A 23203-nucleotide genomic window follows, 5' to 3' on the forward strand; every position below is an offset into this window, starting at 1 on the left:
GCGGGCGGCCACGATCACCACGGATGCGGATCTCGAAAAGTCGCGCGCCCTCACGGACCTGCTGATACTGCCCACGCCGGAGGGCATGGATATCCGCGACTGGAAGGCCTACGACATCCCCGTGGCCGCCGGCTATGCCGCCGCCCAGAAGGCGCTCGACGAAACGGACCGCCCTATAGGGCGCCTGCAACGCGCGATCGACCCGCTCACGACCGACGACGTCGCGCGATCAGAAACAGACGCGGAAACGGCAACAGGGTCGTCCCGTCCGCCCGCTGCTCAAACGCATCGGAAAGCCGCGAGGCGAGCGTCGAAAGGAAGGCTTCGGTCCACGCCGTCGCCTCAAGGATCGTGAGATAGGGCCTCAGCGCCGTTCCCTTCATCCATTCCAGGACGGCGTCTTCTCCCGTCAGGACGTGGAGATAGGTGGTGCTCCACAGATCGATCTCGTCGCAGACGGACGACAGCAGGTCGTACGTCTGCTGCATCGTCAGGAGGGGCTGAAGCGGACGCACGGGCGCGGTCGTCGACGCCCAGGGCCCCTCGGCCGCGACGGCGCGGAGGATGGAGTGATGCCGCGTCTCGAAGGCCATTGGCATCTGCACGGCCAGGACACCGCCGGGAGCCAGCGATCCCGCCAGACGCGACAGCAGGGTTTGGTGATCGGGCAGCCATTGCAGCGAGGCGTTGGCCAGGATCAGGTCCGGCGGCGTCTCGGGGGTCCAATCGGCGATATCGCCCTGGCGCCAGTCGATCAGCGGATCGGCGGCGCGCGCCTGTTCCAGCATGTCGATGCTGGAATCCAGGCCGTGGACGCTCGCCTCGGGATGGCGCCGGCGCAAGATGGCGGCATGCTGGCCCGTCCCGCAACCCAGGTCCCAAATCTCGCGCGGCGATAGGTCGGGCGGCAGACGCAACATCAGATCGAGCACCGCGCGATCGCGCTCGACCTCGAACCGGCTATATTGTCCAGGATCCCAGCGTGGATCGGTCATGCCGTCCTCTTGAGGGAAGATGGTACCGCCTCTCAGGCTTGAACTGAGGACCTCCGGCTCCACAAACCGGCGCTCTAACCAACTGAGCTAAGGCGGCACAGGCGGGCGAACCCGCGCAAGGCGGCTTCTCTAGCTTTCCCCATCGCCGCGATCAAGCGGGCGCAGCGGCGGCGCCGACGATTTCCTCAGCTCCAGCCGCGGCTGGCGATATACTGCTCCAGGGCCGAGATGCGGGTCTGGTCCGACGGGTGCGTCGAGGCGAACTGCGGCGTCGCGCCCTGACGCTGTTCCGACATGATCCGCCACAGAGCAACGGCTTCGGACGGGCGGAAGCCGGCGGCCGCCATATAGTCCACGCCCAGGCGGTCGGCCTCGAGCTCGTCGCGGCGGGAGAAGGGCAGCAGCACGCCGTACTGCGCGCCCAGGCTGCCCAGCGCGCCGACCGCTTCCGCGCGGTTGCCGGCCACGCCCTGAGCGGCCTGCAGGCCTACGCTGGCCAGCGCCGTGCTGGAATAGCGTTCGACGGCATGACGCGCGACGACGTGGCCGACCTCGTGGCCCAGCACGGCGGCCAGTTGGTCGTCATTGCGTACGAGGTTCAGCAGGCCCGTCGTCACGCCGATCTTGGCGTTCGGCAGGACGAAGGCGTTGGGGCTGGCGCTTTCGAAGACCGCATAGTCCCAGGCGCGATCGCCGAGATTCGCCGCCTGCACGATCCGACCGCCGACCCGCCGAACACGTTCGTTCAGCGCCGGCGTAGAGACGACGTTCTGGGTCCGCAGCGCCTCTTGCCAAGCCGCGTCCGCCTGAGCGGCCAGACTGGATTCGTCGGCGATCAGGAACTGGTTCCGTCCCAGGGTTTCATTATAGGCGCAGGCGCTCAGGCCAAGCGACGCCGCCACGGCGGCGACGGCAAATGGACGAAATCGGGCGGCGACGGACATGCAGACCTCCGTTGGACGTGGACAGGCTTGAACGCACATCAGTGCTCGAAGCTCCACCGCACCGCGCAATGAAAAACGCCCCGGACCGAAGTCCGAGGCGTTCCCCAATCTTGGCTGAATGAACTCAGTTCAGCTGGAAGCGGATATTGAACCTCGCTTGCCCGCCTTGAGCGACGCCATCGACAGTGCTCGGTGCAAAACGCGCCGAGCGCATGGACGCGATGGCGGCCTGGCCGAATCCTGCACCCGTAGGCGACTCCGACTCAACCGTGCAGTTGGAGGCGGAGCCATTCGGTTGGACGCGGCAAAGCAGGGTCACCGTACCACCTTCGATACCCCGATCCTGAGCTCGCTGCGGAAACTCAGGACGAGGCTGACGCTGCCACTGCACACCCGTGACAACGGGCGGACGCGGCGGCGCCGGCGGGGCCGGCGGAGGCGGCGGACCGGGGACGATTACGGGCGGACCCTGATACTCGACTCGGTCTTCCTTCTTCGTCGGCTCGATCGGCAACGTCACCGGCGGCGGCGGGGCCGTTGGCTGGATCACCGGCGGCCGAACCTGAAGCTTAGGCGGCGGCGGTTGATCCGTAGGCGGCGGCGGCGGCGGAGGCGGCGGCGGAGGCGGAGGCGGAGCCGGCTCGATCAACTCCACGTCGACGGCTTCATCCGTATACTCGAACGGCTGCAACTCGAACTTGGACTTGTAGAGCCAGACCCCGGCCGCGATGTGAACCGCCGCCGAGACGGCGATGCCGACAATGGCGCCCGTAGAAAGCTTTTTCTTCTTCTTGGGCGGATCCAGAATCGGATCGCGGTGGGCGTGGGTTTCAGCTGTCATGCTTTATGCCTTTGCCCCTTACGAAGACTGGTCTTCGCCGACCAGGGCGACGGAATAGAAACCGTTGTCCTGCAACGCATTCATGACCTGCATGAAGTCACCGTAACGCGTCGTGCGGTCAGCGCGGATGAAGATGCGTTCGTCCGCCGGATTGCGCCGACCGATCTGGTCGGTCAGGTCCTGGCCCAGGGTCCCCACGCTGCTCCGGAAGTCGCCGACGTAAACGTCGCCGTCATTCTGGATCGAGATGAAGACCGGCGTGGGCGGATTCTGCGCCGGCGGTGCGACTGCACGCGGGAGTTCGATGGGCACCGACACGGTGGCGAGCGGAGCCGCCACCATGAAGATGATGAGCAGGACGAGCATCACGTCCACGAAAGGCGTGACGTTGATCTCGCTGTTCTGCTCGATGGCGTACTTGCCACCCCCCGAACCGGAGAGTTTGGCGCCCATCTAGCTTACGCTCCCTTGTCGAGTTGACGCGAGATGCCGTTGATCAGTTCGGCGCTGAAACCGTCCGACCGCACACCGTACGCCGCGATGCGGGTGTTGAAGTAGTTGTAGAACATGACCGCCGGAATGGCCGCGAACAGACCGATGCCGGTGGCCAGCAGAGCCTCGGCGATGCCGGGGGCGACGACGGCCAGGTTGGTGGTGTTCGACTCGGCGATGCCGATGAAGGAGTTCATGATGCCGTAGACGGTGCCGAACAGACCGATGAACGGCGCGCCCGAACCGACCGAGGCCAGGAACTGCTGACCGCCCGACAGGCGGCTGGCGACCGACGACTGCACGGCCGAGACGGCGGTCTGGGTGCGCAGCAGAGCGGTGTCGCGGTGGTCGCCCGTGATGGACAGGCCGGCCTGACGCGACAGTTCGATTTCTTCGGTCGCCGCTGCGGCCATGTCGGCCAGCGGGTTGCCGTCGAACTCTTCCGACGTGGCCACGCGGCGCATGTCGGCCACGGTGCGAGCGCCCCGGAAGGCTTCCAGGAAGCGGTCCGTCTTCTTGTTGAGAGCGCCGAACTCAAGCAGCTTGATCAGGAGGATGGTCCACGAGAAGACCGAAGCCAGGACCAGGCCGATCATGACCACCTTCACGACCGGGTGGGCGATCATGAACATGGTGATGGGGGTGAGGTTGCCGTGACCGCCGCCGACGGACTCGGTCAGCGAAGCGGGATCTTCAGGCGTTGCGGCCGGGGTAGCGGCGGCGTCGGCGGCCGGAGCGGCGGGGGCCGTGGCGGCCGGAGCGGCGGCCGGAGCCGCGGCTTCCTGGGCCAGGGCTGGCGCGCCAGCCATCAGCACGGCGGCGCCGGCCATGGCCAGGAGGATGTTCGTCTTCTTGCTAATCAGCATTGCTCGCCAGTTCCTGCTTTTTGGTCTGACTCATGAAACCCAAGAGACGGACCGGAATGGCCGTCCCTCAATGAAATTTCGCCGCCGCCTCGGCCATGGGCCTGCGCGTTCGACACCTACCCTTCTCCACGGACGCCGAAAGGAAATCCGTCGATCAGGACGCCCGTGAAGATCTCGAAAGACCGTCGAGGGGCATGCGACCTCCCTTGTGAGGAAAGCGGTCAAGCTCCTTTGGCGAACCCTTACCAGAGCGTCAAGAGCGCAAGGCCGCTTTTCGCCCCAAGGATTACCGTCGCGTCACGCGCAACAAATGACCAGAGAACAAGACAATTTCATGATCGCCCGTGCACGAGCGTTCGGCGAGGCCCCGGCGCCGCGGCGATTTTCTTTCTGCAAGGAAAAGAAGGTGGTGCCTGAGGGCGGATTCGAACCACCGACACGCGGATTTTCAATCCGCTGCTCTACCAACTGAGCTACTCAGGCCCGGCGCTGCTGCGCGAGAGCGGCGTCTATAGGCGAGCCGTTGGGGGCTGTCCAGCGCCTCGATCAGCCTTCTTCATCATTGTCCGGGGGCACATCGTCCGGACCTCCCGGCAGGACATATCCGCCCGTCAGCCAGCGCTGCAGATCCAGGTCGGCGCAGCGCTTCGAACAGAAAGGCTTGTAAGCGTCGGCCGTCGGATTCTTACGACAGATCGGGCAGAGACCCGTCGACTGGACCATGATCAAGTCTCCTTTATTTCATAGCGGCCGGCCGCGAAGGTCGGGTCGACCACCGTCCCCGCGCGGGGACCAAGCCGCGCGGCAAGGGGGCCGACGGCGGCCGCCAGGTCTGGAGCGCATCGCGCGACCAGACGCGGCGCCTGGGTTCGAGTCAGCAGGGCCTGGCGCAACGACCGCGCGACTGCCACCGCTTCCCCGCCCCGGAGCCGAGCTTCTATGGGCTGGCGTCGCCAGGGCAGGCTCAATTGGGCCAGGCCGAAGCGGCTGACGGGACCATAGGCCGCATGCGGCTGATCGAAGGCGGCGCGGACGTCGGTCAACGCGTGTTCGGGGTTAACCCTCGTTCCCACCAGATCGATGGCCACCAGACCGCCCCAGCTCTTCAAACGAATGAGCCGCGCCGCCTGGCGCAGCCCTTCGCGATTGGCGCGCGCTCGGGCCTGTTTGGGGTCTCGCCCCGCCTGGCCCGCATGATCGATGTCCACCGCCACAAGTGCGCGGGTCCGCTCAAGCGCCAGGTCGACGCCAACGCTGTTGAACAGATGCCGGACCTCTAGCGCTTCTTCCTCAGCCGCCCAGACAGCCTCGATGGCCGGCGCGCCCTCGACCGGCGCAACGCCCGGCGCCAGCTCGGCCAGGATCTCGACCACTCCCGGCCCTTCCGAGATCAGACGTGGATCGCCCTCACCCGCCCCCAGGCGGCGCAGAGCCGGGCCCTTGCCGTCGCGACGCTCGGCCGTGACCTCGACCTGCACCCGATCGCCCTCGCGCACGGGCGCGCCGCCGGACAGCGGCAGGAAACCGAACGGCTCGCCGCAACCCATATCGACGAAGGCGGCGCCGAAAGCCGCCTCAACCCGCGCGACGCGGCCGACCACTCGGGCGCCCAGGCGATGCCGGGGCTCGTCGTCGTCTCTATGAATAATGAGGTGGTGCGCCAAGCCGTCGCGCATCACGACGCCGCGCGTCTCTCCCGGCGTATCGTCCAGGAAGACCTCCAGCCCGCTCACGACGCGCGCCAGCCGGCCCCGGTCAGAAGATTGGCGGTTTCGTACAGCGGCAAACCCATCACCGCGGGATGGCTGCCCACAATGCGGCGCACAAAGGCGCCCGCCGGCCCCTGGATGCCGTAGGCCCCCGCTTTTCCCCGCCAGTCGCCGGTGGCGACATAGGCGGCGATCTCGGCCTCGGACAAAGTCTTGAAGGACACCCGCGTCTCGACCACCCGGGTCGTGATCGCTTCGCGCCGCGCCAGCGCGACGCCGGTGAAGACGCGGTGATTGCGACCCGACAGAAGGCGCAGGAAGCGCGCGGCGTCCGCTTCGTCAGCGGCCTTTTCCAGAAGGCGGCGGCCAACGGCCACCACGGTGTCGGCGGCCAGCACCAGCGCCTCAGGCGCGCGTGTGGCGACCACTTCGGCTTTGGAGCGGGCCAGGCGCTCGGCCAGACGCGGCGGCGTCTCGCCTTTCAGCGGCGTCTCGTCAATGTCGGCGGGGTCGATGCGGTCGGGCGTCACGCCCAGTTGCGCCAGCAATTCGATGCGGCGCGGGCTGGCCGAGGCCAGCACCAGTTCAGGAAGGCTCACGGCGAGCCCGTCCTTACTTGAAGCGATAGGTGATGCGGCCCTTGGTCAGGTCGTAGGGCGTCATCTCGACCAGAACCTTGTCGCCGGCCAGCACGCGGATGCGGTTCTTGCGCATCTTGCCGGCGGTGTGAGCGATGATCTCGTGGTCGTTTTCCAGCGTCACGCGGAACGTGGCGTTGGGCAGCAGTTCGCTTACGACGCCCGGGAACTCGAGAAGTTCTTCCTTAGCCATGCGGCCTCTCACGCCCAGTTGAAACGGATTCAGGCCCGCGCCGGGCGTGGGCGGGGCCTTCAGGAAGGCGCCTAATGCCCGAAAACGCGTCGCTAGTCGAGATCAGCCGCGTCGATGCAGGGCGCTGACCAGAGTGAAGAGGCGGCGTGCGGTCTCGTGATCGATGGCGACCTTGCCGTCCAGTCGCGCGGTCAGCGCCTCGGCCCCTTCGTTGTGCAGGCCGCGCCGACCCATGTCGACCGACTCGATCTGGCTGGGCGATGAGCCGCGCAGCGCCTCGTAATAGCTGTCGCAGATAAGCTGGTAGTCTCGAATGACGGCCTTCAGCGGCGACATCGACAGCACATAGGTGCGGGCGAAGTCCGGCCCCTCGATGTCGAAGGCCAGCCTATTGTCCTGCGACGACAGTTTCAGCCGGTAAGGCCCACGCTCGGCGCCGACAGGGTGGAAGCTGTTCTTCTCGACCAGGTCGAAGATGGCCACGCGCCGATCGTGCTCGATCTCGGCGTTGGCGGCCGGCAGGGACTGGGCGTCCAGGTCGACGGTGGTCAGGCGATGGTCGCTCATGGGGCGATCAGCTCGTCGTCGTGCGCGGGCTCGACCTTGGCCGGCCAGGGATCAGACAAGTCGGCCAGCACCGCGTCCAGGCACTCCACGTCGATCTTCAGGTCGCCGCCGCCGGCGAACATCAGAAGGACGCGCCCGCCCGGCGCCTCGCCCGGCTCGAAATCGATCGCCAGCAACTCCAGCGCCGTGTCGGGCTGACGCGGCAGGCGGCGGCTCTGCACGCCTTGAACGTCGCCAAACTGCATGGCCGCCATGACCCGCGTGCCGCCGCATTCCCAGCAGAAGCGCGACAGGGCCAGGGTCAGGGTGCGGGCTGACCGCTCCCATTTGATGTCCACCGGCCGCAGGATGGCGTCCTGAAGCGCGGCCGAAATGATCTGAAGATCGGCGGCGTCCTCGGCGAGCAGACGCAGGCGCTCCAGCGGCTGCGCCGTCTTGTCGGGCTCGGCTTCGATCGGGGCGGCGTCCAGATCAGTGCTCATCGCCCTCCCCCTTCAGCCGCGTGACCTGGGCGCCGCACGCGCCGAGCTTGTCTTCCAGCCGCTCGAAGCCGCGGTCCAGGTGATAGACCCGGTCCACCACCGTCTGACCCTCGGCGACCAGCCCGGCGATCACCAGACAGACCGAGGCGCGCAGATCGGTGGCCATCACCGGCGCCCCCGTCAGCGTCTCGACGCCCTGCACCCGCGCCTCGCCGGCGTGGACGCTGATGTCGGCGCCCAGGCGCGCCAGTTCGGGGGCGTGCATGAAGCGGTTCTCGAAGATGGTCTCGTTGATGACGCTCTCGCCCTCGGCGGTCGTCATCAGGGCCATGAACTGGGCCTGCAGGTCGGTGGCGAAGCCGGGATAGATTTCAGTCGTCACATCGACAGCCTTGAGCCGCTGTTTGGGATCGCGCTTGACGATGACGCCGTCGTCGGTCGGCGTCACCTCCACGCCGGCCTCGACCATCTTGTCGGTCAGGGTCTGAATCAGATCGGCGCGGCCCTTGGTCAGGCGCACCTCGCCGCCCGCCATGGCGGCGGCGACAGCGTAGCTGCCCATCTCGATTCGATCGGGGATCACGGCCCAGTCCGCGCCGTTCAGCGAGGTCACGCCCTCGATCACCAGCTGGTCGGTGTCCAGCCCCTCGATCCTGGCGCCCATGGCGATCAGGCAGCGGGCCAGGTCGCCGATCTCGGGCTCGCGCGCCGCGCGCTTCAGCACCGTCGTGCCGCGCGCCAGGACGGCGGCCAGCAGGGCGTGCTCGGTCGCCCCGACCGAGACGAACGGAAACTCGATCTCCGCCCCGCGCAGCCCCTTGGGCGCATGGGCCGAGACGTAGCCCTCCTCCAGTTCGATGGAGGCGCCCATGGCCGACAGGGCCATCAGATGCAGATCGACCGGCCGCGCGCCGATGGTGCAGCCGCCCGGCAGGGAGACCTTCGCGTGGCCCGTGCGGCCCAACAGCGGCCCCAGCACATTGAAGGAGGCCCGCATCTGACGGACCAGTTCGTATGGGGCGAAGGTCGAACGGATGTCGCGCGCGTCGAATAGGGTCTCCTGCCCGTCGGGACCGTCGGTCTCGGTCACCTCGATGCCGAACTGGCGCAGCAGCTGGCCCAGGAAGCGGGTGTCGGCCAGACGCGGCATATTGGTCAGCCGCAGGGGCTGATCGGTCAGGATCGAAGCGGCCATCAGCTTGATGGCGGAGTTCTTGGCGCCGCTGACCGGGATTTCACCGTGAAGCGTGGCGCCGCCCTGGATGGCGATGCGGTCCATGTCGTTCCTGAACGCGGCCAAGGCGAAAGGCCTCGGCGGATCGGCTATCTAGCAAGCCGCGTGGCCAGGGCGAAAGCCCGCCCGTGCTGCGCCGGATGACATTCAGTTGCGGCGCTTGTCCGCGTCCGACGGCGTTCGGGCGGCGGCCTTGCGGCGGCGCAAGTTGTCGCGAAGCGCTGAGGCCAACCTGGCTGCGCGGTCCAGCTTGGCCCGCTGTTCGGGCGTATGCGCAGGCCGATCAGCCTCAGCCGTCGGAGTGTGCTGTTCGGGCGCTTCTGGCTTGCTCATGAAACAATGATGCGCCGCTTCAAAGATTCTGGGCAAGCGCCCTTTTAGGGCTTGGCCCCCGCCAAGGGTTTGGCTATACGGCCGCTTCCTCAGATTTCGCCGCCGTAGCTCAGTGGTAGAGCGCATCCTTGGTAAGGCTGAGGTCGGCAGTTCAATCCTGCCCGGCGGCACCATTTACGACGAAGGCCCGGCTCCAATGCCGGGCCTTTTTCGTTTGGCGATTGAGGCGCCGATGCGGCGGGAAGCTGAATTGATTCTGCAACGTGCGGTTCAGGCAGGGCTCAGTCCCGGCCTTCTACTGTGGCTTCATGGATCGAAAGGAACCGCCATGAACCGCAAGATCGTCACCTCCGCCCTGGCCGCTGTTATGGCCGCATCCACCCTCGGCGCCGCCTCGGCCGCCGCCGCTCAGCACCGGGGCCCCCACGCCGCCCCGCCTCACGCCCAGAAGCATGTCCGCCGCGGCCCGCCGCCCCACGTGCGCCACGCGCCCCCGCCGCAAGCCCGCTATGCGCCTCCGGCCGCGTACGGCCGCTGGCAGCAGGCTCAACGCCGCTATTCGGCGCCTCGCTACGTCGCCCCGCGCGGGCATCAGGTTCGCAGTTGGAGCTATGGCCAGCGCATGCCGGTCGTCTACCGCAGCAGCGCCTATGTGGTGAACGACTACAACCGCTACGGCCTGCGGGCCCCGCCTCGCGGCTATCAGTACGTCCGCAGCGGCAACGACGTGGTGCTCACGGCCGTCGCCACGGGCTTGATCACCGCCGTCATCGCCGGCCTCTTCAACTAAGGCTCAGTCGCCAGCCAGCGCCCCGGGATTTCCGTCCTGGGGCGCTCTTCGGCTTGATCACGGCCTAGGCGAACTCGACCAGCACATCATCGGCCGCGACCGGGTCGCCGGCGGCGGCCGAGACAGACTTGACCACCCCGTCGCGCTCGGCCTTGAGGATGTTCTGCATCTTCATGGCCTCGATGATCGCGACCGTCTCGCCGGTCTTGACCTCCTGGCCAACGGCCACTGGGATGGCGACGACCAGGCCGGGCATGGGGCTCAAGACCAGCTTGGAAGTGTCGGCGGCCTGCTTCTCGGGCAAGCGGGCGAAGAACTCGGCCACGCGCGGGGTCAGCACCCTGACACGCGCCCTCGCCGCTCGATGGCGGATGTCAAAGCCGTCCGCCGCGCGCTTCACCTCGGCGGTGAAGGGTTCGCCGTCGATCTCGGCGCGGAACTGCGCCAGGCCCGGCCGCCAGTCGATTTCGGACAGCCGCACCACGCCGCCGCCCGTGAAGGACAACAGCAGCGCCTCGTCCTCGTCATAGGACAGGCTGACGCCGTGCGGGGCGCGGTCGATCAGGGCGACCCAGTCGGTGCGGTCGCTGGGATCCCCGGTCTGGTCGGTCAGGATCTCGTTCATCGCCATGGCGGTGGCGATCATCAGATGCTGCTGATCGACGCTGGGCGTCAGGCCGTGGAAGCCGTCGGGGAACTCGTCCTTGATATAGCTGGTCGACAGCTTGCCGGATTGGAAACGCGGCTGGTCCATCACCGCCGCGAGGAAAGGCACATTATGTCCCACGCCCGCCAGGTGGGTGTCCTCAAGCGCGCGCGCCATGCCAGCCACCGCCGCCTCGCGCGTCTCTCCCCAGGCGCACAGCTTGGCGATCATGGGGTCGTAGAACATGCTGATCTCGTCGCCCTCACGGACGCCAGAGTCATTGCGGACGGTGTAGTCGCCCTGGCCGCCTTCCTCGGGCTGCTCGTAGCGGACCAGGCGGCCGATGGACGGCAGGAAGCCGCGGTACGGGTCCTCGGCGTAGATGCGGCTCTCGATGGCCCAGCCGTTGATCGACAGGTCGTCTTGCTTGAACGCCAGCTGCTCGCCCCAGGCCGAGCGGATCATCTGTTCCACGAGATCGACGCCGGTGATCATCTCGGTCACCGGATGCTCGACCTGGAGGCGGGTGTTCATCTCAAGGAAGAAGAAGCTCTTGTCCTGGCCGGCGACGAACTCGACCGTGCCGGCCGAGTCGTAGTTGACCGCCTGGGCCAGGGCGACGGCCTGGGCGCCCATGGCGTTGCGGGTCGCCTCGTCCAGCAGGGGCGACGGCGCCTCCTCGATGACCTTCTGATTGCGGCGCTGGATCGAGCATTCGCGCTCGAACAGGTGCACGACATTGCCGTGCTTGTCGCCCAGCACCTGGATCTCGATATGGCGCGGATCAATGATGAACTTTTCCAGAAAGACCCGGTCGTCGCCGAAGGCGTTCAGCGCCTCGGCCTTCACGGCGGCGAAGCCTTCGGCCATGTCGTCGTCGCCGTGGGCCACGCGGATGCCCTTGCCGCCGCCGCCGGCCGAGGCCTTGATCATGACCGGATAGCCGATCTGGCGGGCGATCTTCACCGCCTCCTCTGTCGATTCGATCAGGCCCATATGGCCCGGCACGGTCGAAACGCCCGCCTCGGCCGCGAACTTCTTGGAGGTGATCTTGTCGCCCATGGCGTCGATCGCCTCAGGGTTTGGCCCGATGAAGGCGATCCCCTCGTCACGCAGGCGCCGCGCGAACCCCGCGTTCTCCGACAGGAAGCCGAAGCCAGGGTGCACGGCCTCGGCGCCCGTCTGACGCACGGCCTCCACGATCTTGTCCGCCAGCAGGTAGGACTGCGCCGCCGGCGCCGGCCCGATGAGCACCGCCTCGTCGGCCATTTCGACGGCCAGCGAGCCGGCGTCGGCCTCGGAATAGACCTGGACCGTGGCGATGCCCATGCGGCGGCAGGTCTTGATGATGCGAACGGCGATCTCGCCGCGGTTGGCGATCAGGATCTTCTTGAACATTTCGGTCCCTGGCGGCCGTCTCTTGGCGGACGACGATGTCCGGCCGGGCTTAGACCGGGCGGCCCGCGCTTGGCAAACCCCCGCAGATCAATCGCGACGGTGCACTTGGCCTGCTCGCATGACGAAGCGCACGCGCTCGAGTTCGGTGACGTCGTTCAGCGGGTCGCCGCGCACGGCGATCACGTCGGCCGGCATGCCCGGCGCGATGCGGCCCGCCTCTTCCTGAATGCGCAGGTGCTCGGCGGCGCCGACGGTCGCGGCCTGGATGGCCTGCAACGGCGTCAGACCGGCGCGAACCAGCAGGGCGAACTCCTGGGCGTTGTCGCCGTGGGCCGAGACGCCGGTGTCCGTGCCGAACGCGATCCGCACGCCGCCACGATGGGCGCGCGCGGCCATGTCGAGCATCTTGGGTCCGGCCTCCAACGCCTTGGCCGTCTGGGCCGGGGTGAAGAAATTGTCGGGCCCGGAGGCGACGCGGGCCACGAAGTCGCCGGCCAGCAGGGTGGGCACCAGCCAGGCGTTGTTCTGTCGGAACAGGCGGATCGATTCATCGTCCAGATAGGTGCCGTGCTCGATCGAATCGCCGCCTGCCTTCAGGAAGGCGTTGATGCCGTCCGCGCCATGCGCGTGCGCCGTGACCTGGCGGCCCATGCGGTGAGCGACCTCGACGATGGAGGCCAACTCGTCCTCGGTGAACTGCTGGTTCAGACCGGCGGCGGTGTTGGACAGCACGCCGCCTGTCGCCGTGATCTTGATGATGTCGGCGCCGGCCCGCACCTGGGTGCGCACAGCGCGGCGGCAGTCCTCGGCACCCGAACAGATGCTCTCGGACGACAGCACGTGCAGGATGTCCTCGCGGTACCCGTTGGCGTCGCCGTGCCCGCCATGCACCGACACCGATGATCCCGCGGCCAGGATCCGCGGCCCGGCGACGTCGCCGCGCCGAATGGCGTCGCGCAGGGCGAAGACCGCTTCATTGGAGCCGCCCAAATCGGCGACGGTGGTGAAGCCGGCCCGCAGAGTCTTCATCGCGAAGCCTGCGCCCATCATGGCCCGATCCGCCGAGCTCAGCGTTACCGCCTGCAGCCGGCCGTTGGGGTTCTGTTCGCTGGTGATGTGAACGTGGCTGTCTATCAGCCCCGGCAGGACGAAGGAGTCACGCAGATCGACGATCCTGCCCTCGCCAACGAAGCCGTCTCGGATTTCGACAATCCGGTTCCCTTGGATCACGAGAGTTTTATCTCGTAGCACGACGCCGTTCGCCGGGTCGGCCAACAGACGGCCCGCGTGGATGTAGGTCACGTCGCTCTGGGCGCTTGTTGCCGATGGTGCGGGCGTTTGCGCGGCGCCCATTGTCCCAGCCAGCATCAACGCCGCGGCCAGCGTCGCAGCCAATCGTTTCATCGTGCGTCTCCCGTATCCCTGTCACGACCATAGCCGCTGGGGCGTTTTCGCCAAGGCTCAGGTTGCTCCCGCCGTAACCTTTTGAAACAACCCCGCCTTCACCAACCAGACGAGGGCGTCGGATGCGGCTTTCGAGACGGGGTTTGATCCTGGGGGGCTCCGCCCTTCTATCGGGTTGCGCTTCGGCGGCGACCGTTGCGCCGCCGGCGGCGAGACCGCTGAACCTGCAGACCGCCGCGCTTGATCCGCTGCCCCCGCTCGAGACGCCGATGATCGGCACGCCGCCGCTGGACGCCGGCGGCCTGGTCCGCAAAGACCTCATGGAGCGCGCCATGACCGCGCTGGACGCCCATCACCGCCGTCTGCCGCTGCGCGACCGGATGTATCTGGTCGATTTCCAGAAATTCTCGGGCGAGGAAAGGCTGTACGAAGTCGATCTTTTCAGCGGCAAGGTCGTCGCCCTGCGCACTTCGCATGGCCGGGGATCAGACCCGCGCCATTCCGGCTTCGCCCAGCGTTTCTCAAACACGCCGGATTCGCACATGTCTTCGATCGGCGCCTACGCCACGGCGGGACCGTCCTGGGGGCCGCAGCAGGGACCGAACGTGCTGCTGGACGGGCTGGAGTACTCCAACGACCGGGCGCGCGAACGGGCCATCATCATCCACGGCGCCGACTATGCGGACCCGGACTTCCTGGCGCGCGAAGGCAAGCTGGGCCGATCCTACGGTTGCTTCTCGGTCGCTCACGCCGATCTCCCTGCCCTGCGAGAACGCATGGGCGAGGGCCGACTGCTTTATGCGATGACCTGAGCCTTCAGCTCTCGCGGTTCAGCGCTCGCCAACCGATATCGGTGCGGCAGAATCCCCCTGGCCAGTCGATCTGGCGGACAGCCGCATAGGCCCGCTCTCGGGCCTGAGCCACGTCGTCCCCCAGGGCGCAGACATTGAGAACCCGCCCGCCCGCCGCCGCCAGCAGCCCGTCTGGGCGGCGCTTTGTTCCAGCATGGAAAACTTGGACGTGCGGCCCGAAATCCTGCTCGGCGCCGCGAATAATCGAACCTTCCAGCGGGCTGTCCGGATAGCCCTTGGCGGCCATGACGACGCAGATGGCCGTCTGCGGCTTGAAGCCGGGCGCGGGGACGGTCGACACGTCGCCGCGCGCGCAGGCCAGCAGCACCGGGACGATGTCATCCGCAAGCCGCATCATCAGCACCTGGCATTCCGGATCGCCAAAGCGGGCGTTGAACTCAACGACCTTTGGGCCGTCTTCAGTGGCCATCAGCCCTGCGTACAGCACGCCGCGATAGGGTGCGCCCTCCGCGGCCATGGCGCGGATGGTCGGCTGTACGATCTGGGCGTCGGCTCGCTTGACCAGTTCGGGGGTGAAGACGGGCGCGGGCGAATAGGCGCCCATGCCGCCCGTATTGGGCCCCACATCGCCGTCGAAGGCGCGCTTGTGGTCTTGGGCCCCGCCCAGCAGAAGCGCCTGCCTGCCGTCGGACAGGGCGAACAGTGAGCCTTCCTCGCCCTCCATGAACTCTTCGATGACCACGCGTGCACCGGCCTGACCGAAGCGGCCGCCGAGCATGCGTTCGATCTCGGCCTCTGCGTCCTTGCGGTCGGGACTGATGGCGACGCCTTTGCCTGCGGCCAAGCCATCGGCCTTTATCACATAGGGGGCCTTGAAGGCTGAAAGCGCTTCGCGCGCCTCTCGCGCCGTTTCATACACGCCATAGCCGGCGGTGGGGATGTCGTGACGCTCGAGAAAAGCCTTGGCGAACGCCTTAGACGTCTCCAGGCGCGCCGCCTGGGCGGATGGTCCAAAACACGGCACCCCGGCCTCGGACAGCCGGTCAGCCAGACCGGCCGCAAGAGCCGCCTCCGGTCCGACGACAACGAGATCGGACCCGATTTCACGCGCAAGCGCGACCAAACCTTCCACATCGTCGGCTTTGACGGCCCGAAGTTCGCCCAGCGGCTCCATCCCGGGATTGCCGGGCGCGATCACCAAACGGCTCACCAAGGGTGATTGCGCGATCTTCCAGGCAAGCGCGTGCTCGCGTCCGCCAGATCCGACAAGCAGAATGTTCATGCTCCCGGCAATGACCGGCCCTTTCGGACCGGTCAAGCCGACAGACGTCAGTTCGCGGGTTGGAAAGGCGGGAGGGCCTGCAGTTGAGCCATGGTGAGATCGGTAGTCACGTCGACGTCGCCCTGATAGTTGATGGAGCGGACCTGATCGATCGGCACCATGACATCGAGGTCCGAGTTCTCCAGGTCGATCACGAGATGGGTCGCCTCGCCCGCCGGATTCAACACGATGCTCTCGACCTCTCCCAGCTTGGTTCGGTCGGCCGCGAACAGGTCGGCGTCCTCCAACTGACTGCGCGTCATGCCGAGGGCGACGGCGGTCTGGGTGGCGGCGGTCGCCGCGCGATTCTCTGTAACGGGCGCGGGCGCAGCGCCCTCCGCCGGCGCCTGAACCACGTCGTCAGTGGTGTTGTCGCCGCACGCGGCCAGGGCCAGGCCAAGCGATGCAGCCACAGGCAAAATCAAGCGGTTCATAAATAGTCCTTCCAGTTTCAGGTGAAGTAGGCCGAAGCGATGTAGACGAAGGCGCCCAGCAGCAGCACCAAGCCGACGACCAGCCAGGGGCTGACGGCCGGATTGTTGCTGCGTCTCGAGAGGTCCGTCTCTCGGGGGTCGCGGTCGACAGGATCGGTTTGGGGAGGATCGACAGGAGACATGGCCGCTGAACGACGCGCAGGGCAAGCCGTTCCCGGATAAGCTGTCGCAGGCTAGTGTGCGGCAATGACCGACGACTCCTACGTCTTCGAAGCTCCGGCCCAGCCGCCGCCCTTGCGTGACAACAATCCGCCGCTGTCCATCTCGGACCTCGCCATGGCGCTGAAGCGCACGCTGGAGGACCGGTTCGGTCACGTGCGGCTGCGCGGCGAAATCTCCAAGGTGAACCGACATGCCTCAGGCCATGTCTATCTGACGCTCAAGGACGATAAGGCCTGCATCGACGGCGTGGTCTGGAAAGGCGTCGCGCGCGGGCTGGGCGTTCAGCCCGAGCCCGGCCTGGAAGTCATCGTCACCGGCAAGATCACCTCCTATCCCGCGCGGTCGTCCTATCAGATCGTAATCGAAAGCATGGAGGCCGCCGGCGCCGGCGCCCTTCTGGCACAGCTGGAACGACTGAAGGCGCGGCTGCGAGAGGAAGGCCTGTTCGAGCCGAAGCGGAAGAAGCCCCTGCCCGCCTTCCCGTCCGTGATCGGCGTGATCACCAGCCCGACCGGCGCAGTGATCCGCGACATCCTGCACCGCATCGCGGAGCGCTGGCCGTGCCGCGTCATCGTCTGGCCGGTGGTGGTTCAGGGCGACGCCGCGTGCGGTCAGGTCAGCAACGCCATTCGCGGCTTCGACGCCATGAGGTCGGATGGGCCGATCCCGCGGCCCGACCTGCTGATCGTCGCCCGGGGCGGCGGATCGGTCGAAGACCTGTGGTGCTTCAACGACGAAGGCTTGGCCCGCACCGTAGCGGCGGCCTCCATTCCGATCATCTCGGCAGTGGGTCACGAGACGGACACGACCCTGATCGATTTCGTATCCGATCGGCGGGCGCCGACGCCCACTGGCGCAGCCGAATTGTCCACCCCAGTGCTCGCGGATCTGCGCTGGGCGTTGGGCGACCTCAGCCAACGCTTGGAGCGCGGGGCCATGCGGCTGGTGGACGACCGCCGCACGCGCCTTCGGGCAGCCGCGCGCGGACTGCCGGCGCGCCCCGACGATCTGCTGGCGCTGCCGCAGCAACGGTTGGATCACGCGGCCAGCCGTCTCGGCTCCGGACTGCAGCGCAACGTGGCGGTCCATGAACGTCAACTGGCAGCGGTTGGCGGCCGGCTCGGCCGGGGCCTGCTCGACCGCGCGATCGAGCGCCGGGGCGACCGGCTGGCCGGTCTCGAGCCCCGCTTTCATCCGGCCGTCGAGCGCCGTCTCGCACGTGATCGGGACCGCTTGGCGGCCTTGGCGCGCGCTCTGGCCAGCCTCGATCCCGCCCGCCCCAAGCCCGGATTCGCACGGGTCGAGGACGGCGAGGGACGTTGGGTCACGCGCGCCGCCGATCTAACGCCCGGACAAGCCGTTCGGCTGACCTTCCCGGACGGCGCGAAGGCGGCGACCATCAACGGCGAGCCCATGGCTGGGCGGCCGCGTCCATCGCCCAGGCCGCGCCCGCCAGCGCCTGACAGCCAGGGCGACCTGTTCTAGGCTACGCGCCGTCCTTTCCATCAATCCGGCGCCAGGCTGACCTCATGACCGCTCTCGACGACCTGACGGAAGCCCATCTGCACTACGGCGACGGAGAATTCGTCGTCCTCAAGCCCGGCGCCTTCGTCCGCTGCGGCGTGAGTGAGCAGCGCATCCCGTTGGAAGCTCTGCGCTATTGGAGCGCTCAGCGCCAAGAAGCCTACGCCGGCCCAGCGGAAGCGGCGCAGCGTCTGGGCGGCGCCCGCCCGTGATCCTCACGCGCCGCGCGCTTTTCGCTGCCGCGGCGGCGCTGGCCGCCTCGCCGGCGCGCGCCGACGGGCTGGAACTGAGCGGCCAGTTGCGTCAAGGCGGCTTCGCCCTCGGCCGCACCTGGCCGGATGCGCCGATCGATCTCGACGACGCCCCGGTGGGTCGCGCATCGCCGCGCGGCATGTTCGTCGTCGGCTTTGATCGCGACGCTCCGCCGACGGCCAAGCTGCAGGTCGGCGCGGGCGCGCGCCGCACGATCCGTACGCTCGAAATCGCCAGGGCGGACTTCCTGCAGACGCGCATCGACGGCCTTCCGGCGGACACGGTGGCCCCGAACGACCCTGCGCTGGTCGAGCGCATCGCCCAAGAGGCCGCCCTGAAAGCGCGCGCCTTCGCAAGTCAGGCGCCGATCGATGCTTTCGTGGACGGGTTCGATTGGCCTCTTGCAGCGTTCAGAATCAGCAGTCCCTGGGGCGCCCAACGGATTCTCAACGGCATGGCGGCGCGGCCGCACTACGGCGTCGACTTGGCCGCACCGGAAGGCGCGCCCGTCCTGGCGCCGGCGGACGGGCGCGTGGTCCTGGCGCGGACCGACCTTCACCTGGAGGGCGGCCTGACGCTGATCGACCATGGCCAGGGCCTCATCACCGCCTATCTTCATCAGTCGGCCATCGAGATCTTCGAAGGTCAGGACGTTCGTCGCGGACAGCAAATCGGACGTGTGGGCTCCACAGGACGTGCAACAGGACCGCACCTCTGCTGGAGGATGAAGTGGCGCGACCGCAATCTGGACCCCTCGCTGATGGTGGGTTTCACCAAGCCTGCTTCAAGCGCGAACGCCGATGGACGCTGACCCGGCGCGGCGCTAGCATCCTAGGCTGAACAGCGCCCGCGCTTACCGATTCTCTCAGGTTCCCATGGCCTCCCTGCAGTCGCTTCAGGTGCTTCTGGTCGATGACAACCAGCATATGCGCGCCATCACCTCGGCAGTTCTCCAGTCGGCGGGCATGAAGCGAGTGATAGAGGCGTCGGATGGGGCTGCGGCCGTCGATGTGCTGCGCGACCATGACGTCGATCTGGCGATCGTCGATTTCAACATGTTCCCTCTGGACGGGGTGGAATTCACGCGCCTGGTCCGCAACAGTCCTGACAGCGCCAACCCATACCTGCCGATCATCATGATGACCGGCCACTCGGAGAAGCACCGCGTCATGGAGGCGCGCGACGCCGGCGTGACCGAGTTCGTAGTCAAGCCGATCACGGCCAAGGCCGTTCTGGATCGCATTCAGGCGATAATCCTGAAGCCCCGCCCCTTTGTGAAGACCGACGGCTATTTCGGGCCGTGTCGTCGTCGTACGGACAGCGGCGCCTACCGCGGGCCCATGCGACGTTCAACCGATCCGCAGCCCGCTCAGGGCGATGATGCGTCCAGCGCGGCGTAGACCTTGCGCGGCCAGCGCCGGTGGACCCAGAACCAGTCCACCGGGACCTCTCGTACGCGATCCTCCACAAAACGGTTAGCCGCCTGAACGCCAGCGAGGATGTCCGCAGCCCTGTCTCCGGTATCCGCCACGGTGATCGGTTCGTGGGCCGTCACCCGGAAGCGGGCGTTGGCCAGCCGCACCACCGACAGCGGCTGCATCACGGTTCCAAACTTCAGCGCCATCCGCGCCGCGCCCGGCGAAGCATTGACCGGTTGGCCGAAGAATTCGACTTCCGGCCCCTGATCGTACTTCTGGTCGACCAGCAGGGCGATGGAGTCGCCTCGCTTCATTCCAGCCATCAGTTCGCGCGTGCCGTCGCCCTTTGGTGCAAACAGGCGCACGCCATAGCGCTCGCGATTGCGACGGATCAGGGCGTCTACATAAGGGTTGTTCGCAGCGCGATAGGTCACCTGGCACGGAACGCCGGCAGCCAGGATCACCGCCGCCATAACCTCGAAATTCGCCAGGTGTCCGGACATGAACACCACCGGACGGCCGCTGTCGCGAATGGCGTGGAGCCGTTCAAGTCCGACAATTTCGATGCGACCGCTCTGCGGCGTGAGTTGGTCCATCACCGCCAGTTCAGCAAAGGTCCGGCCCGTCTGCTCCCATTGATCGACAGCCAAACGCTCGCGTTCGGCCGCGCCCATGTTCGGAAAGGCGATTTGCAGGTTGCGCATGACGGTCTTGTGCGTGCCGGTTCGCGGGCCCAGGGCTCTGAGCGCCCGACCGCCTGCCGCCGATGCCCGCTCAACCCCGAGCAGGCGCAAGAAGGCCACGAGCCCGCGAAAGGCCAAGGCCTCGGCGCGCCACGCCAGGTCTCGCCAAAGACCCGCGCCCGCGGTGTCACCAGGCAATGGTGATCCCGCCGTCCACAACCAGCGTCTGGCCGGTCATATAGGCCGAAGCCGGCGACGCCAGATAAACGGCGGCGCCAGCGATCTCGTCGGGTTGGCCGATGCGCTTCAGCGGCGCCGGGTCGGTCACCTGCTTCAGCAGAACGGGATTTTCCCACAGATATTTGGCGAAATCGGTCTGCACCAAGCCGGGCGCAATGCAGTTGACCCGCACGTTCGACGGCCCCCACTCGACCGCCAGGTTTCGCGCCAACTGCATGTCCGCCGCCTTGGAGACATTGTAGGCGCCGATCAGGGCATTGCCTCGCAGGCCGCCGATCGACGACACGATGATGATCGACCCGTCCTTCCGCTCCAGCATCTGGGGCGCGACCATCTGGATCAGCCAGTGGTTCGAAATGACGTTGTTCTGAAGGATCTTCTCGAACTGTTCGTCCGAAATGCCGGCCATGGGCCCGGCGTAGGGGTTGGTTGCGGCGTTGCAGACCAAGATGTCGATCTGGCCAAAGGCGGCGTTGGTTTCGTCCACCAGGCGCTGAAGGTCGTCCTTGGAGGCGATGTTGGCGGGGATGGCGATGGCGCGGCTTTCGCCGTGTTTCGCGTTGATCTCGGCGGCGACCTCGTCGCACGGGCCGGCTTTGCGCGACGAGATGACGACGCGCGCGCCATGCTCGGCCAGCCGCTCGGCCACCGCGCGGCCGATCCCGCGCGAGGACCCCGTGATGACGGCCACCTTGCCGCTCAGATCGAACAACTGCATCTCGTATCCCTCGTTCGCTTAACGCCTAGCCTGAATCCTCTGATAGCCTGATACTCGATCGATTCCATCCGGGAAGGCGGGCTGACCGTTCCCATGCGCCATCTGACGACAGGTTTCCTGTTCTTCGCCTACCTGTTCCTCGGCCTGACGGTCGGGGCCGTGATCTGGCGCGCCGGCCTTGGCCTGGGCGCAGGCGCGTCCGGCGCCATCGGCGCCATCGCCCTCTTCGGCGCCGGTCATGCGCTGATCGCCGGCGCCGCGGCGCGAGCTTCATTGAAAAAAGAAATCGAACAGGTCCGCGCCGCGCACCGCCTCCTGGCCGACGCCATGGAGTCCACTCAAGGAGCCCTGACCGACCTGGCCCAGGCGATCGAAGACGGCGCCGTCAACAGCACCGAGGCTCTGACCGGCGAGGTCCGTATGCTGGAGGGCCTGGTGCAGCAGATGAGTGTCTCCATTGAGGAACGCCTGGCCGCCGCACCGCCGCCCCGCGACCCCTTCGAGACGCGGCTGCGCGAACAGTCGGGCGCCCTCCTGCGCACCATCCACGACGCGCTCAGCGAAAACCGCGTCGACCTGTACCTACAGCCGGTGGTCACCCTGCCCCAGCGGCGCACCGTCTATTATGAGAGCTTTACCCGCCTGCGCGATTCCTCGGATCGGGTGATGATGCCGGCCGAGTATCTTTCGCTGGCCGAGGGCGAAGGCCTGGTGCCCGCCATCGACAATCTACTGCTGTTCCGCTGCGCGCAGATCGTGCGCCGGCTGGCGCGACAGGACCGCAAGGTCGGCGTCTTCTGCAACATCGCCCTTAACAGCTTGGGCGACGACACCTTCTTCCCGCAGTTTCTGCATTTCCTGAGCGAGAACCGCGACCTCAACCAGTCGCTGATCTTCGAGCTGGGTCAGGCCAACTTCGATGCGCGAGGCGCGGTCGAGGCGCGCAACATGGCCAAGCTGGCCGACCTCGGCTTCCGCTTCTCGCTGGATAAGGTGCAGACGCTGGATCTGGACTTCGCGGACCTGCAGCGGGCGGACGTGCGCTTCATCAAAGTAGCGGCCGATCTGCTGATCGAACAGTTGCTGGACATCGACGGCGCGGCGCCCCTGCCCTCGCTGCCCGACATTCAGGCCGCCGACTTCGCCCAGCTGACGCGCCGCTACGGCGTCGAGGTCATTGCCGAAAAGGTCGAAGCCGAGCGGCAGATCGTCGACATCCTGGAACTGGACGTGGCCATGGGCCAGGGCCACCTGTTCGGCGAGCCCCGCGCCATCAAGGACGAGGTCCTGGCCGAGACGGACCCGCCGGCCGACTTCATGCGCACCACGCTGCGCCAGGCCGAACAGCGCCGTCGCATCCAGTGACCGACCGCTACTCGGGGCGCTGCGGCTGGTGCGGGACCGACCCGCTGTATGTCGCCTACCACGATACCGAATGGGGCGTGCCGGAATACGGCGCCCGCGCGCTGTGGGAAAAGCTGGTGCTGGACGGGTTTCAGGCCGGCCTGGCCTGGATCACCATTCTGAGGAAGCGCGAAGGGATGCGCGACGCCTTCGACGGTTTCGACCCGGAGATCGTGGCCCGCTACGGCGAGGCCGACCGCGCCCGGTTGCTGGCTGATCCCCGCATCATACGCTCCGCCGCCAAGATCGACGCGGCCATCGGCGGCGCCCGCATCTGGCTGGACATGCGCGACGGCGGCGAGGACTTCTCGGCCTGGCTGTGGAGCTTCGTCGACGGCGAACCCGTGCAGAACGCCTGGCCCGACTACCGCCAGGTGCCGACCCAGACGCCGCAATCCCAGGCCATGTCCAAGGCGCTGAAGGCCCGAGGCTTCAAGTTCTGCGGCCCCGTGATCACCTATGCCTTCATGCAGGCGGTCGGAATCGTCAACGACCACCAAGCAAGTTGCTTCCGCTGCGAGGAAGTTCGGCCCTTCGGGCCGTCCAGCCACAGTGTCTGATTGTCAGGGCCGAGTAACTGTCCGCTCTCGACCTATTGCGGAAGCTTGGAAGGCCCCCTTGCGGCAAAACCATCCCATAGCAG

General features: G+C 67.1%; 28 protein-coding genes and 3 tRNA genes. 9 read left to right on the forward strand and 22 right to left on the reverse strand.

Going from position 1 to position 23203, the window contains the following annotated elements; translation table 11 throughout:
• Positions 1-206: 206 nt before the first annotated feature.
• From E4M01_RS14695 to E4M01_RS10410, 15 genes are all read right to left on the reverse strand, one after another.
• The gene (locus E4M01_RS14695; RefSeq protein WP_135065117.1) at positions 207-995 is read right to left on the reverse strand and encodes a methyltransferase domain-containing protein; all 789 of its coding nucleotides are present in this window, start codon (positions 993-995) and stop codon (positions 207-209) included.
• A gap of 20 nt (positions 996-1015) precedes the next feature.
• Positions 1016-1092 (reverse strand) — tRNA-His (locus E4M01_RS10345).
• Between the two features lie 88 nt (positions 1093-1180).
• Positions 1181-1939 carry a M48 family metallopeptidase gene (locus E4M01_RS10350; protein WP_135065114.1) on the reverse strand — a complete coding sequence of 253 codons (759 nt, stop codon included), beginning with the start codon at positions 1937-1939 and terminating at the stop codon, positions 1181-1183.
• 124 nt (positions 1940-2063) lie between these two features.
• On the reverse strand, positions 2064-2780 hold the full coding sequence (locus tag E4M01_RS14650; RefSeq protein ID WP_135065111.1) for an energy transducer TonB: 717 nt from the start codon (positions 2778-2780) through the stop codon (positions 2064-2066).
• A gap of 18 nt (positions 2781-2798) precedes the next feature.
• Positions 2799-3233, reverse strand: coding sequence for a biopolymer transporter ExbD (locus E4M01_RS10360; RefSeq protein ID WP_135065108.1), 435 nt, complete (start codon positions 3231-3233; stop codon positions 2799-2801).
• A gap of 5 nt (positions 3234-3238) precedes the next feature.
• A complete protein-coding gene (locus tag E4M01_RS10365; RefSeq protein WP_135065105.1) occupies positions 3239-4138 on the reverse strand; it encodes a MotA/TolQ/ExbB proton channel family protein in 900 nt (299 codons plus the stop codon).
• A gap of 407 nt (positions 4139-4545) precedes the next feature.
• Positions 4546-4621 (reverse strand) — tRNA-Phe (locus E4M01_RS10370).
• A gap of 63 nt (positions 4622-4684) precedes the next feature.
• Positions 4685-4861, reverse strand: coding sequence for a DNA gyrase inhibitor YacG (locus tag E4M01_RS10375; protein WP_135065103.1), 177 nt, complete (start codon positions 4859-4861; stop codon positions 4685-4687).
• Between the two features lie 2 nt (positions 4862-4863).
• Positions 4864-5871 (reverse strand): ribonuclease E/G, encoded by a 1008-nt coding sequence (locus E4M01_RS10380; protein WP_135065101.1) that lies wholly within the window; start codon positions 5869-5871, stop codon positions 4864-4866.
• Positions 5868-6446 (reverse strand): nucleoside triphosphate pyrophosphatase, encoded by a 579-nt coding sequence (locus tag E4M01_RS10385; protein WP_135065098.1) that lies wholly within the window; start codon positions 6444-6446, stop codon positions 5868-5870. The genes E4M01_RS10380 and E4M01_RS10385 overlap by 4 nt, the downstream gene beginning before the upstream one ends.
• A 13-nt stretch (positions 6447-6459) precedes the next feature.
• On the reverse strand, positions 6460-6678 hold the full coding sequence (gene infA / locus E4M01_RS10390) for a translation initiation factor IF-1 (RefSeq protein WP_003164348.1): 219 nt from the start codon (positions 6676-6678) through the stop codon (positions 6460-6462).
• A gap of 102 nt (positions 6679-6780) precedes the next feature.
• The gene (locus tag E4M01_RS10395; protein WP_135065095.1) at positions 6781-7245 is read right to left on the reverse strand and encodes a UPF0262 family protein; all 465 of its coding nucleotides are present in this window, start codon (positions 7243-7245) and stop codon (positions 6781-6783) included.
• On the reverse strand, positions 7242-7727 hold the full coding sequence (locus E4M01_RS10400; RefSeq protein WP_135065092.1) for a DUF2948 family protein: 486 nt from the start codon (positions 7725-7727) through the stop codon (positions 7242-7244). Before E4M01_RS10400 ends, E4M01_RS10395 begins: the two co-directional genes overlap by 4 nt.
• Entirely contained in the window at positions 7717-9006 is a 1290-nt protein-coding gene (gene murA, locus E4M01_RS10405; protein WP_135065089.1) for a UDP-N-acetylglucosamine 1-carboxyvinyltransferase, read from the reverse strand. The genes E4M01_RS10400 and murA overlap by 11 nt, the downstream gene beginning before the upstream one ends.
• 102 nt (positions 9007-9108) lie before the next feature.
• Positions 9109-9294, reverse strand: a complete 186-nt coding sequence (locus tag E4M01_RS10410; RefSeq protein ID WP_135065086.1) for a hypothetical protein — start codon at positions 9292-9294, stop codon at positions 9109-9111.
• 98 nt (positions 9295-9392) lie between these two features.
• Here E4M01_RS10410 and E4M01_RS10415 point away from each other — a divergent pair.
• Positions 9393-9467, forward strand: a tRNA-Thr gene (locus E4M01_RS10415).
• A 155-nt stretch (positions 9468-9622) separates the two neighbouring features.
• Positions 9623-10084: an RcnB family protein gene (locus E4M01_RS10420; protein WP_135065083.1), complete on the forward strand. Its 462-nt coding sequence runs from the start codon at positions 9623-9625 to the stop codon at positions 10082-10084.
• A 64-nt stretch (positions 10085-10148) separates the two neighbouring features.
• Here E4M01_RS10420 and E4M01_RS10425 read toward each other — a convergent pair whose 3' ends face one another.
• Together E4M01_RS10425 and E4M01_RS10430 are read right to left on the reverse strand one after the other, a co-directional pair.
• Entirely contained in the window at positions 10149-12128 is a 1980-nt protein-coding gene (locus E4M01_RS10425; protein WP_135065080.1) for an acetyl/propionyl/methylcrotonyl-CoA carboxylase subunit alpha, read from the reverse strand.
• Between the two features lie 87 nt (positions 12129-12215).
• Positions 12216-13532 (reverse strand): amidohydrolase family protein, encoded by a 1317-nt coding sequence (locus tag E4M01_RS10430; protein ID WP_135065077.1) that lies wholly within the window; start codon positions 13530-13532, stop codon positions 12216-12218.
• 122 nt (positions 13533-13654) lie between these two features.
• On the opposite strand from E4M01_RS10430, the gene E4M01_RS10435 reads away from it, so the two are divergent.
• Positions 13655-14344, forward strand: coding sequence for a murein L,D-transpeptidase catalytic domain family protein (locus tag E4M01_RS10435; protein WP_135065074.1), 690 nt, complete (start codon positions 13655-13657; stop codon positions 14342-14344).
• 4 nt (positions 14345-14348) lie between these two features.
• Here E4M01_RS10435 and purD read toward each other — a convergent pair whose 3' ends face one another.
• From purD to E4M01_RS14335, 3 genes are read right to left on the reverse strand one after another with little or no spacing between them, the layout of a single operon-like run.
• On the reverse strand, positions 14349-15626 hold the full coding sequence (gene purD / locus E4M01_RS10440) for a phosphoribosylamine--glycine ligase (RefSeq protein WP_135065071.1): 1278 nt from the start codon (positions 15624-15626) through the stop codon (positions 14349-14351).
• 47 nt (positions 15627-15673) lie between these two features.
• A complete protein-coding gene (locus tag E4M01_RS10445; RefSeq protein WP_135065068.1) occupies positions 15674-16099 on the reverse strand; it encodes a PRC-barrel domain-containing protein in 426 nt (141 codons plus the stop codon).
• A gap of 17 nt (positions 16100-16116) precedes the next feature.
• Entirely contained in the window at positions 16117-16281 is a 165-nt protein-coding gene (locus E4M01_RS14335; RefSeq protein ID WP_167765410.1) for a hypothetical protein, read from the reverse strand.
• Positions 16282-16345: 64 nt separating this feature from the next.
• Between E4M01_RS14335 and xseA the strand changes: the two genes are divergently transcribed.
• The 4 genes from xseA (at position 16346) to E4M01_RS10465 (ending at position 19497) form a co-directional block, all read left to right on the forward strand.
• Positions 16346-17806 carry an exodeoxyribonuclease VII large subunit gene (gene xseA / locus E4M01_RS10450; protein WP_135065065.1) on the forward strand — a complete coding sequence of 487 codons (1461 nt, stop codon included), beginning with the start codon at positions 16346-16348 and terminating at the stop codon, positions 17804-17806.
• Positions 17807-17850: 44 nt separating this feature from the next.
• Positions 17851-18057: a DUF2093 domain-containing protein gene (locus E4M01_RS10455; protein WP_135065062.1), complete on the forward strand. Its 207-nt coding sequence runs from the start codon at positions 17851-17853 to the stop codon at positions 18055-18057.
• Positions 18054-18908: a M23 family metallopeptidase gene (locus E4M01_RS10460; protein WP_135065059.1), complete on the forward strand. Its 855-nt coding sequence runs from the start codon at positions 18054-18056 to the stop codon at positions 18906-18908. Before E4M01_RS10455 ends, E4M01_RS10460 begins: the two co-directional genes overlap by 4 nt.
• A 64-nt stretch (positions 18909-18972) precedes the next feature.
• Entirely contained in the window at positions 18973-19497 is a 525-nt protein-coding gene (locus E4M01_RS10465) for a response regulator (RefSeq protein ID WP_135065056.1), read from the forward strand.
• Here E4M01_RS10465 and E4M01_RS10470 read toward each other — a convergent pair.
• Together E4M01_RS10470 and E4M01_RS10475 are read right to left on the reverse strand one after the other, a co-directional pair.
• Entirely contained in the window at positions 19467-20396 is a 930-nt protein-coding gene (locus E4M01_RS10470; RefSeq protein ID WP_135065053.1) for a lysophospholipid acyltransferase family protein, read from the reverse strand. The two genes, E4M01_RS10465 and E4M01_RS10470, sit on opposite strands and share 31 nt — an antisense overlap.
• Positions 20386-21156 carry an SDR family NAD(P)-dependent oxidoreductase gene (locus tag E4M01_RS10475; protein ID WP_135065050.1) on the reverse strand — a complete coding sequence of 257 codons (771 nt, stop codon included), beginning with the start codon at positions 21154-21156 and terminating at the stop codon, positions 20386-20388. The genes E4M01_RS10470 and E4M01_RS10475 overlap by 11 nt, the downstream gene beginning before the upstream one ends.
• Before the next feature lie 93 nt (positions 21157-21249).
• On the opposite strand from E4M01_RS10475, the gene E4M01_RS10480 reads away from it, so the two are divergent.
• Both E4M01_RS10480 and E4M01_RS10485 read left to right on the forward strand, forming a co-directional pair.
• Complete coding sequence (locus E4M01_RS10480) at positions 21250-22521, forward strand: EAL domain-containing protein (protein ID WP_135065047.1); 1272 nt, start codon at positions 21250-21252, stop codon at positions 22519-22521.
• Complete coding sequence (locus E4M01_RS10485; protein WP_135065044.1) at positions 22518-23120, forward strand: DNA-3-methyladenine glycosylase I; 603 nt, start codon at positions 22518-22520, stop codon at positions 23118-23120. The genes E4M01_RS10480 and E4M01_RS10485 overlap by 4 nt, the downstream gene beginning before the upstream one ends.
• Positions 23121-23203: the final 83 nt, after the last annotated feature.

Origin of the sequence: Brevundimonas sp. MF30-B (assembly GCF_004683885.1) — a bacterium.
Taxonomy (GTDB): Bacteria; Pseudomonadota; Alphaproteobacteria; order Caulobacterales; family Caulobacteraceae; genus Brevundimonas.

What these genes read in the sequence shown, in the direction of transcription:
- E4M01_RS14695 (WP_135065117.1), bottom strand. Translation starts at nt 995, where the DNA reads ATGACCGATCCACGCTGGGATCCTGGACAATATAGCCGGTTCGAGGTC.
- E4M01_RS10400 (WP_135065092.1), bottom strand. Translation starts at nt 7,727, where the DNA reads ATGAGCACTGATCTGGACGCCGCCCCGATCGAAGCCGAGCCCGACAAG.
- murA (WP_135065089.1), bottom strand. Translation starts at nt 9,006, where the DNA reads ATGGACCGCATCGCCATCCAGGGCGGCGCCACGCTTCACGGTGAAATC.
- E4M01_RS14335 (WP_167765410.1), bottom strand. Translation starts at nt 16,281, where the DNA reads ATGTCTCCTGTCGATCCTCCCCAAACCGATCCTGTCGACCGCGACCCC.
- E4M01_RS10445 (WP_135065068.1), bottom strand. Translation starts at nt 16,099, where the DNA reads ATGAACCGCTTGATTTTGCCTGTGGCTGCATCGCTTGGCCTGGCCCTG.
- E4M01_RS10480 (WP_135065047.1), top strand. Translation starts at nt 21,250, where the DNA reads ATGCGCCATCTGACGACAGGTTTCCTGTTCTTCGCCTACCTGTTCCTC.
- E4M01_RS10395 (WP_135065095.1), bottom strand. Translation starts at nt 7,245, where the DNA reads ATGAGCGACCATCGCCTGACCACCGTCGACCTGGACGCCCAGTCCCTG.
- E4M01_RS10435 (WP_135065074.1), top strand. Translation starts at nt 13,655, where the DNA reads ATGCGGCTTTCGAGACGGGGTTTGATCCTGGGGGGCTCCGCCCTTCTA.
- E4M01_RS10430 (WP_135065077.1), bottom strand. Translation starts at nt 13,532, where the DNA reads ATGAAACGATTGGCTGCGACGCTGGCCGCGGCGTTGATGCTGGCTGGG.
- E4M01_RS10350 (WP_135065114.1), bottom strand. Translation starts at nt 1,939, where the DNA reads ATGTCCGTCGCCGCCCGATTTCGTCCATTTGCCGTCGCCGCCGTGGCG.
- E4M01_RS10375 (WP_135065103.1), bottom strand. Translation starts at nt 4,861, where the DNA reads ATGGTCCAGTCGACGGGTCTCTGCCCGATCTGTCGTAAGAATCCGACG.
- E4M01_RS10420 (WP_135065083.1), top strand. Translation starts at nt 9,623, where the DNA reads ATGAACCGCAAGATCGTCACCTCCGCCCTGGCCGCTGTTATGGCCGCA.
- E4M01_RS10475 (WP_135065050.1), bottom strand. Translation starts at nt 21,156, where the DNA reads ATGCAGTTGTTCGATCTGAGCGGCAAGGTGGCCGTCATCACGGGGTCC.
- E4M01_RS10455 (WP_135065062.1), top strand. Translation starts at nt 17,851, where the DNA reads ATGACCGCTCTCGACGACCTGACGGAAGCCCATCTGCACTACGGCGAC.
- infA (WP_003164348.1), bottom strand. Translation starts at nt 6,678, where the DNA reads ATGGCTAAGGAAGAACTTCTCGAGTTCCCGGGCGTCGTAAGCGAACTG.
- E4M01_RS10425 (WP_135065080.1), bottom strand. Translation starts at nt 12,128, where the DNA reads ATGTTCAAGAAGATCCTGATCGCCAACCGCGGCGAGATCGCCGTTCGC.
- E4M01_RS10410 (WP_135065086.1), bottom strand. Translation starts at nt 9,294, where the DNA reads ATGAGCAAGCCAGAAGCGCCCGAACAGCACACTCCGACGGCTGAGGCT.
- E4M01_RS10465 (WP_135065056.1), top strand. Translation starts at nt 18,973, where the DNA reads ATGGCCTCCCTGCAGTCGCTTCAGGTGCTTCTGGTCGATGACAACCAG.
- purD (WP_135065071.1), bottom strand. Translation starts at nt 15,626, where the DNA reads ATGAACATTCTGCTTGTCGGATCTGGCGGACGCGAGCACGCGCTTGCC.
- xseA (WP_135065065.1), top strand. Translation starts at nt 16,346, where the DNA reads ATGACCGACGACTCCTACGTCTTCGAAGCTCCGGCCCAGCCGCCGCCC.
- E4M01_RS10360 (WP_135065108.1), bottom strand. Translation starts at nt 3,233, where the DNA reads ATGGGCGCCAAACTCTCCGGTTCGGGGGGTGGCAAGTACGCCATCGAG.
- E4M01_RS14650 (WP_135065111.1), bottom strand. Translation starts at nt 2,780, where the DNA reads ATGACAGCTGAAACCCACGCCCACCGCGATCCGATTCTGGATCCGCCC.
- E4M01_RS10365 (WP_135065105.1), bottom strand. Translation starts at nt 4,138, where the DNA reads ATGCTGATTAGCAAGAAGACGAACATCCTCCTGGCCATGGCCGGCGCC.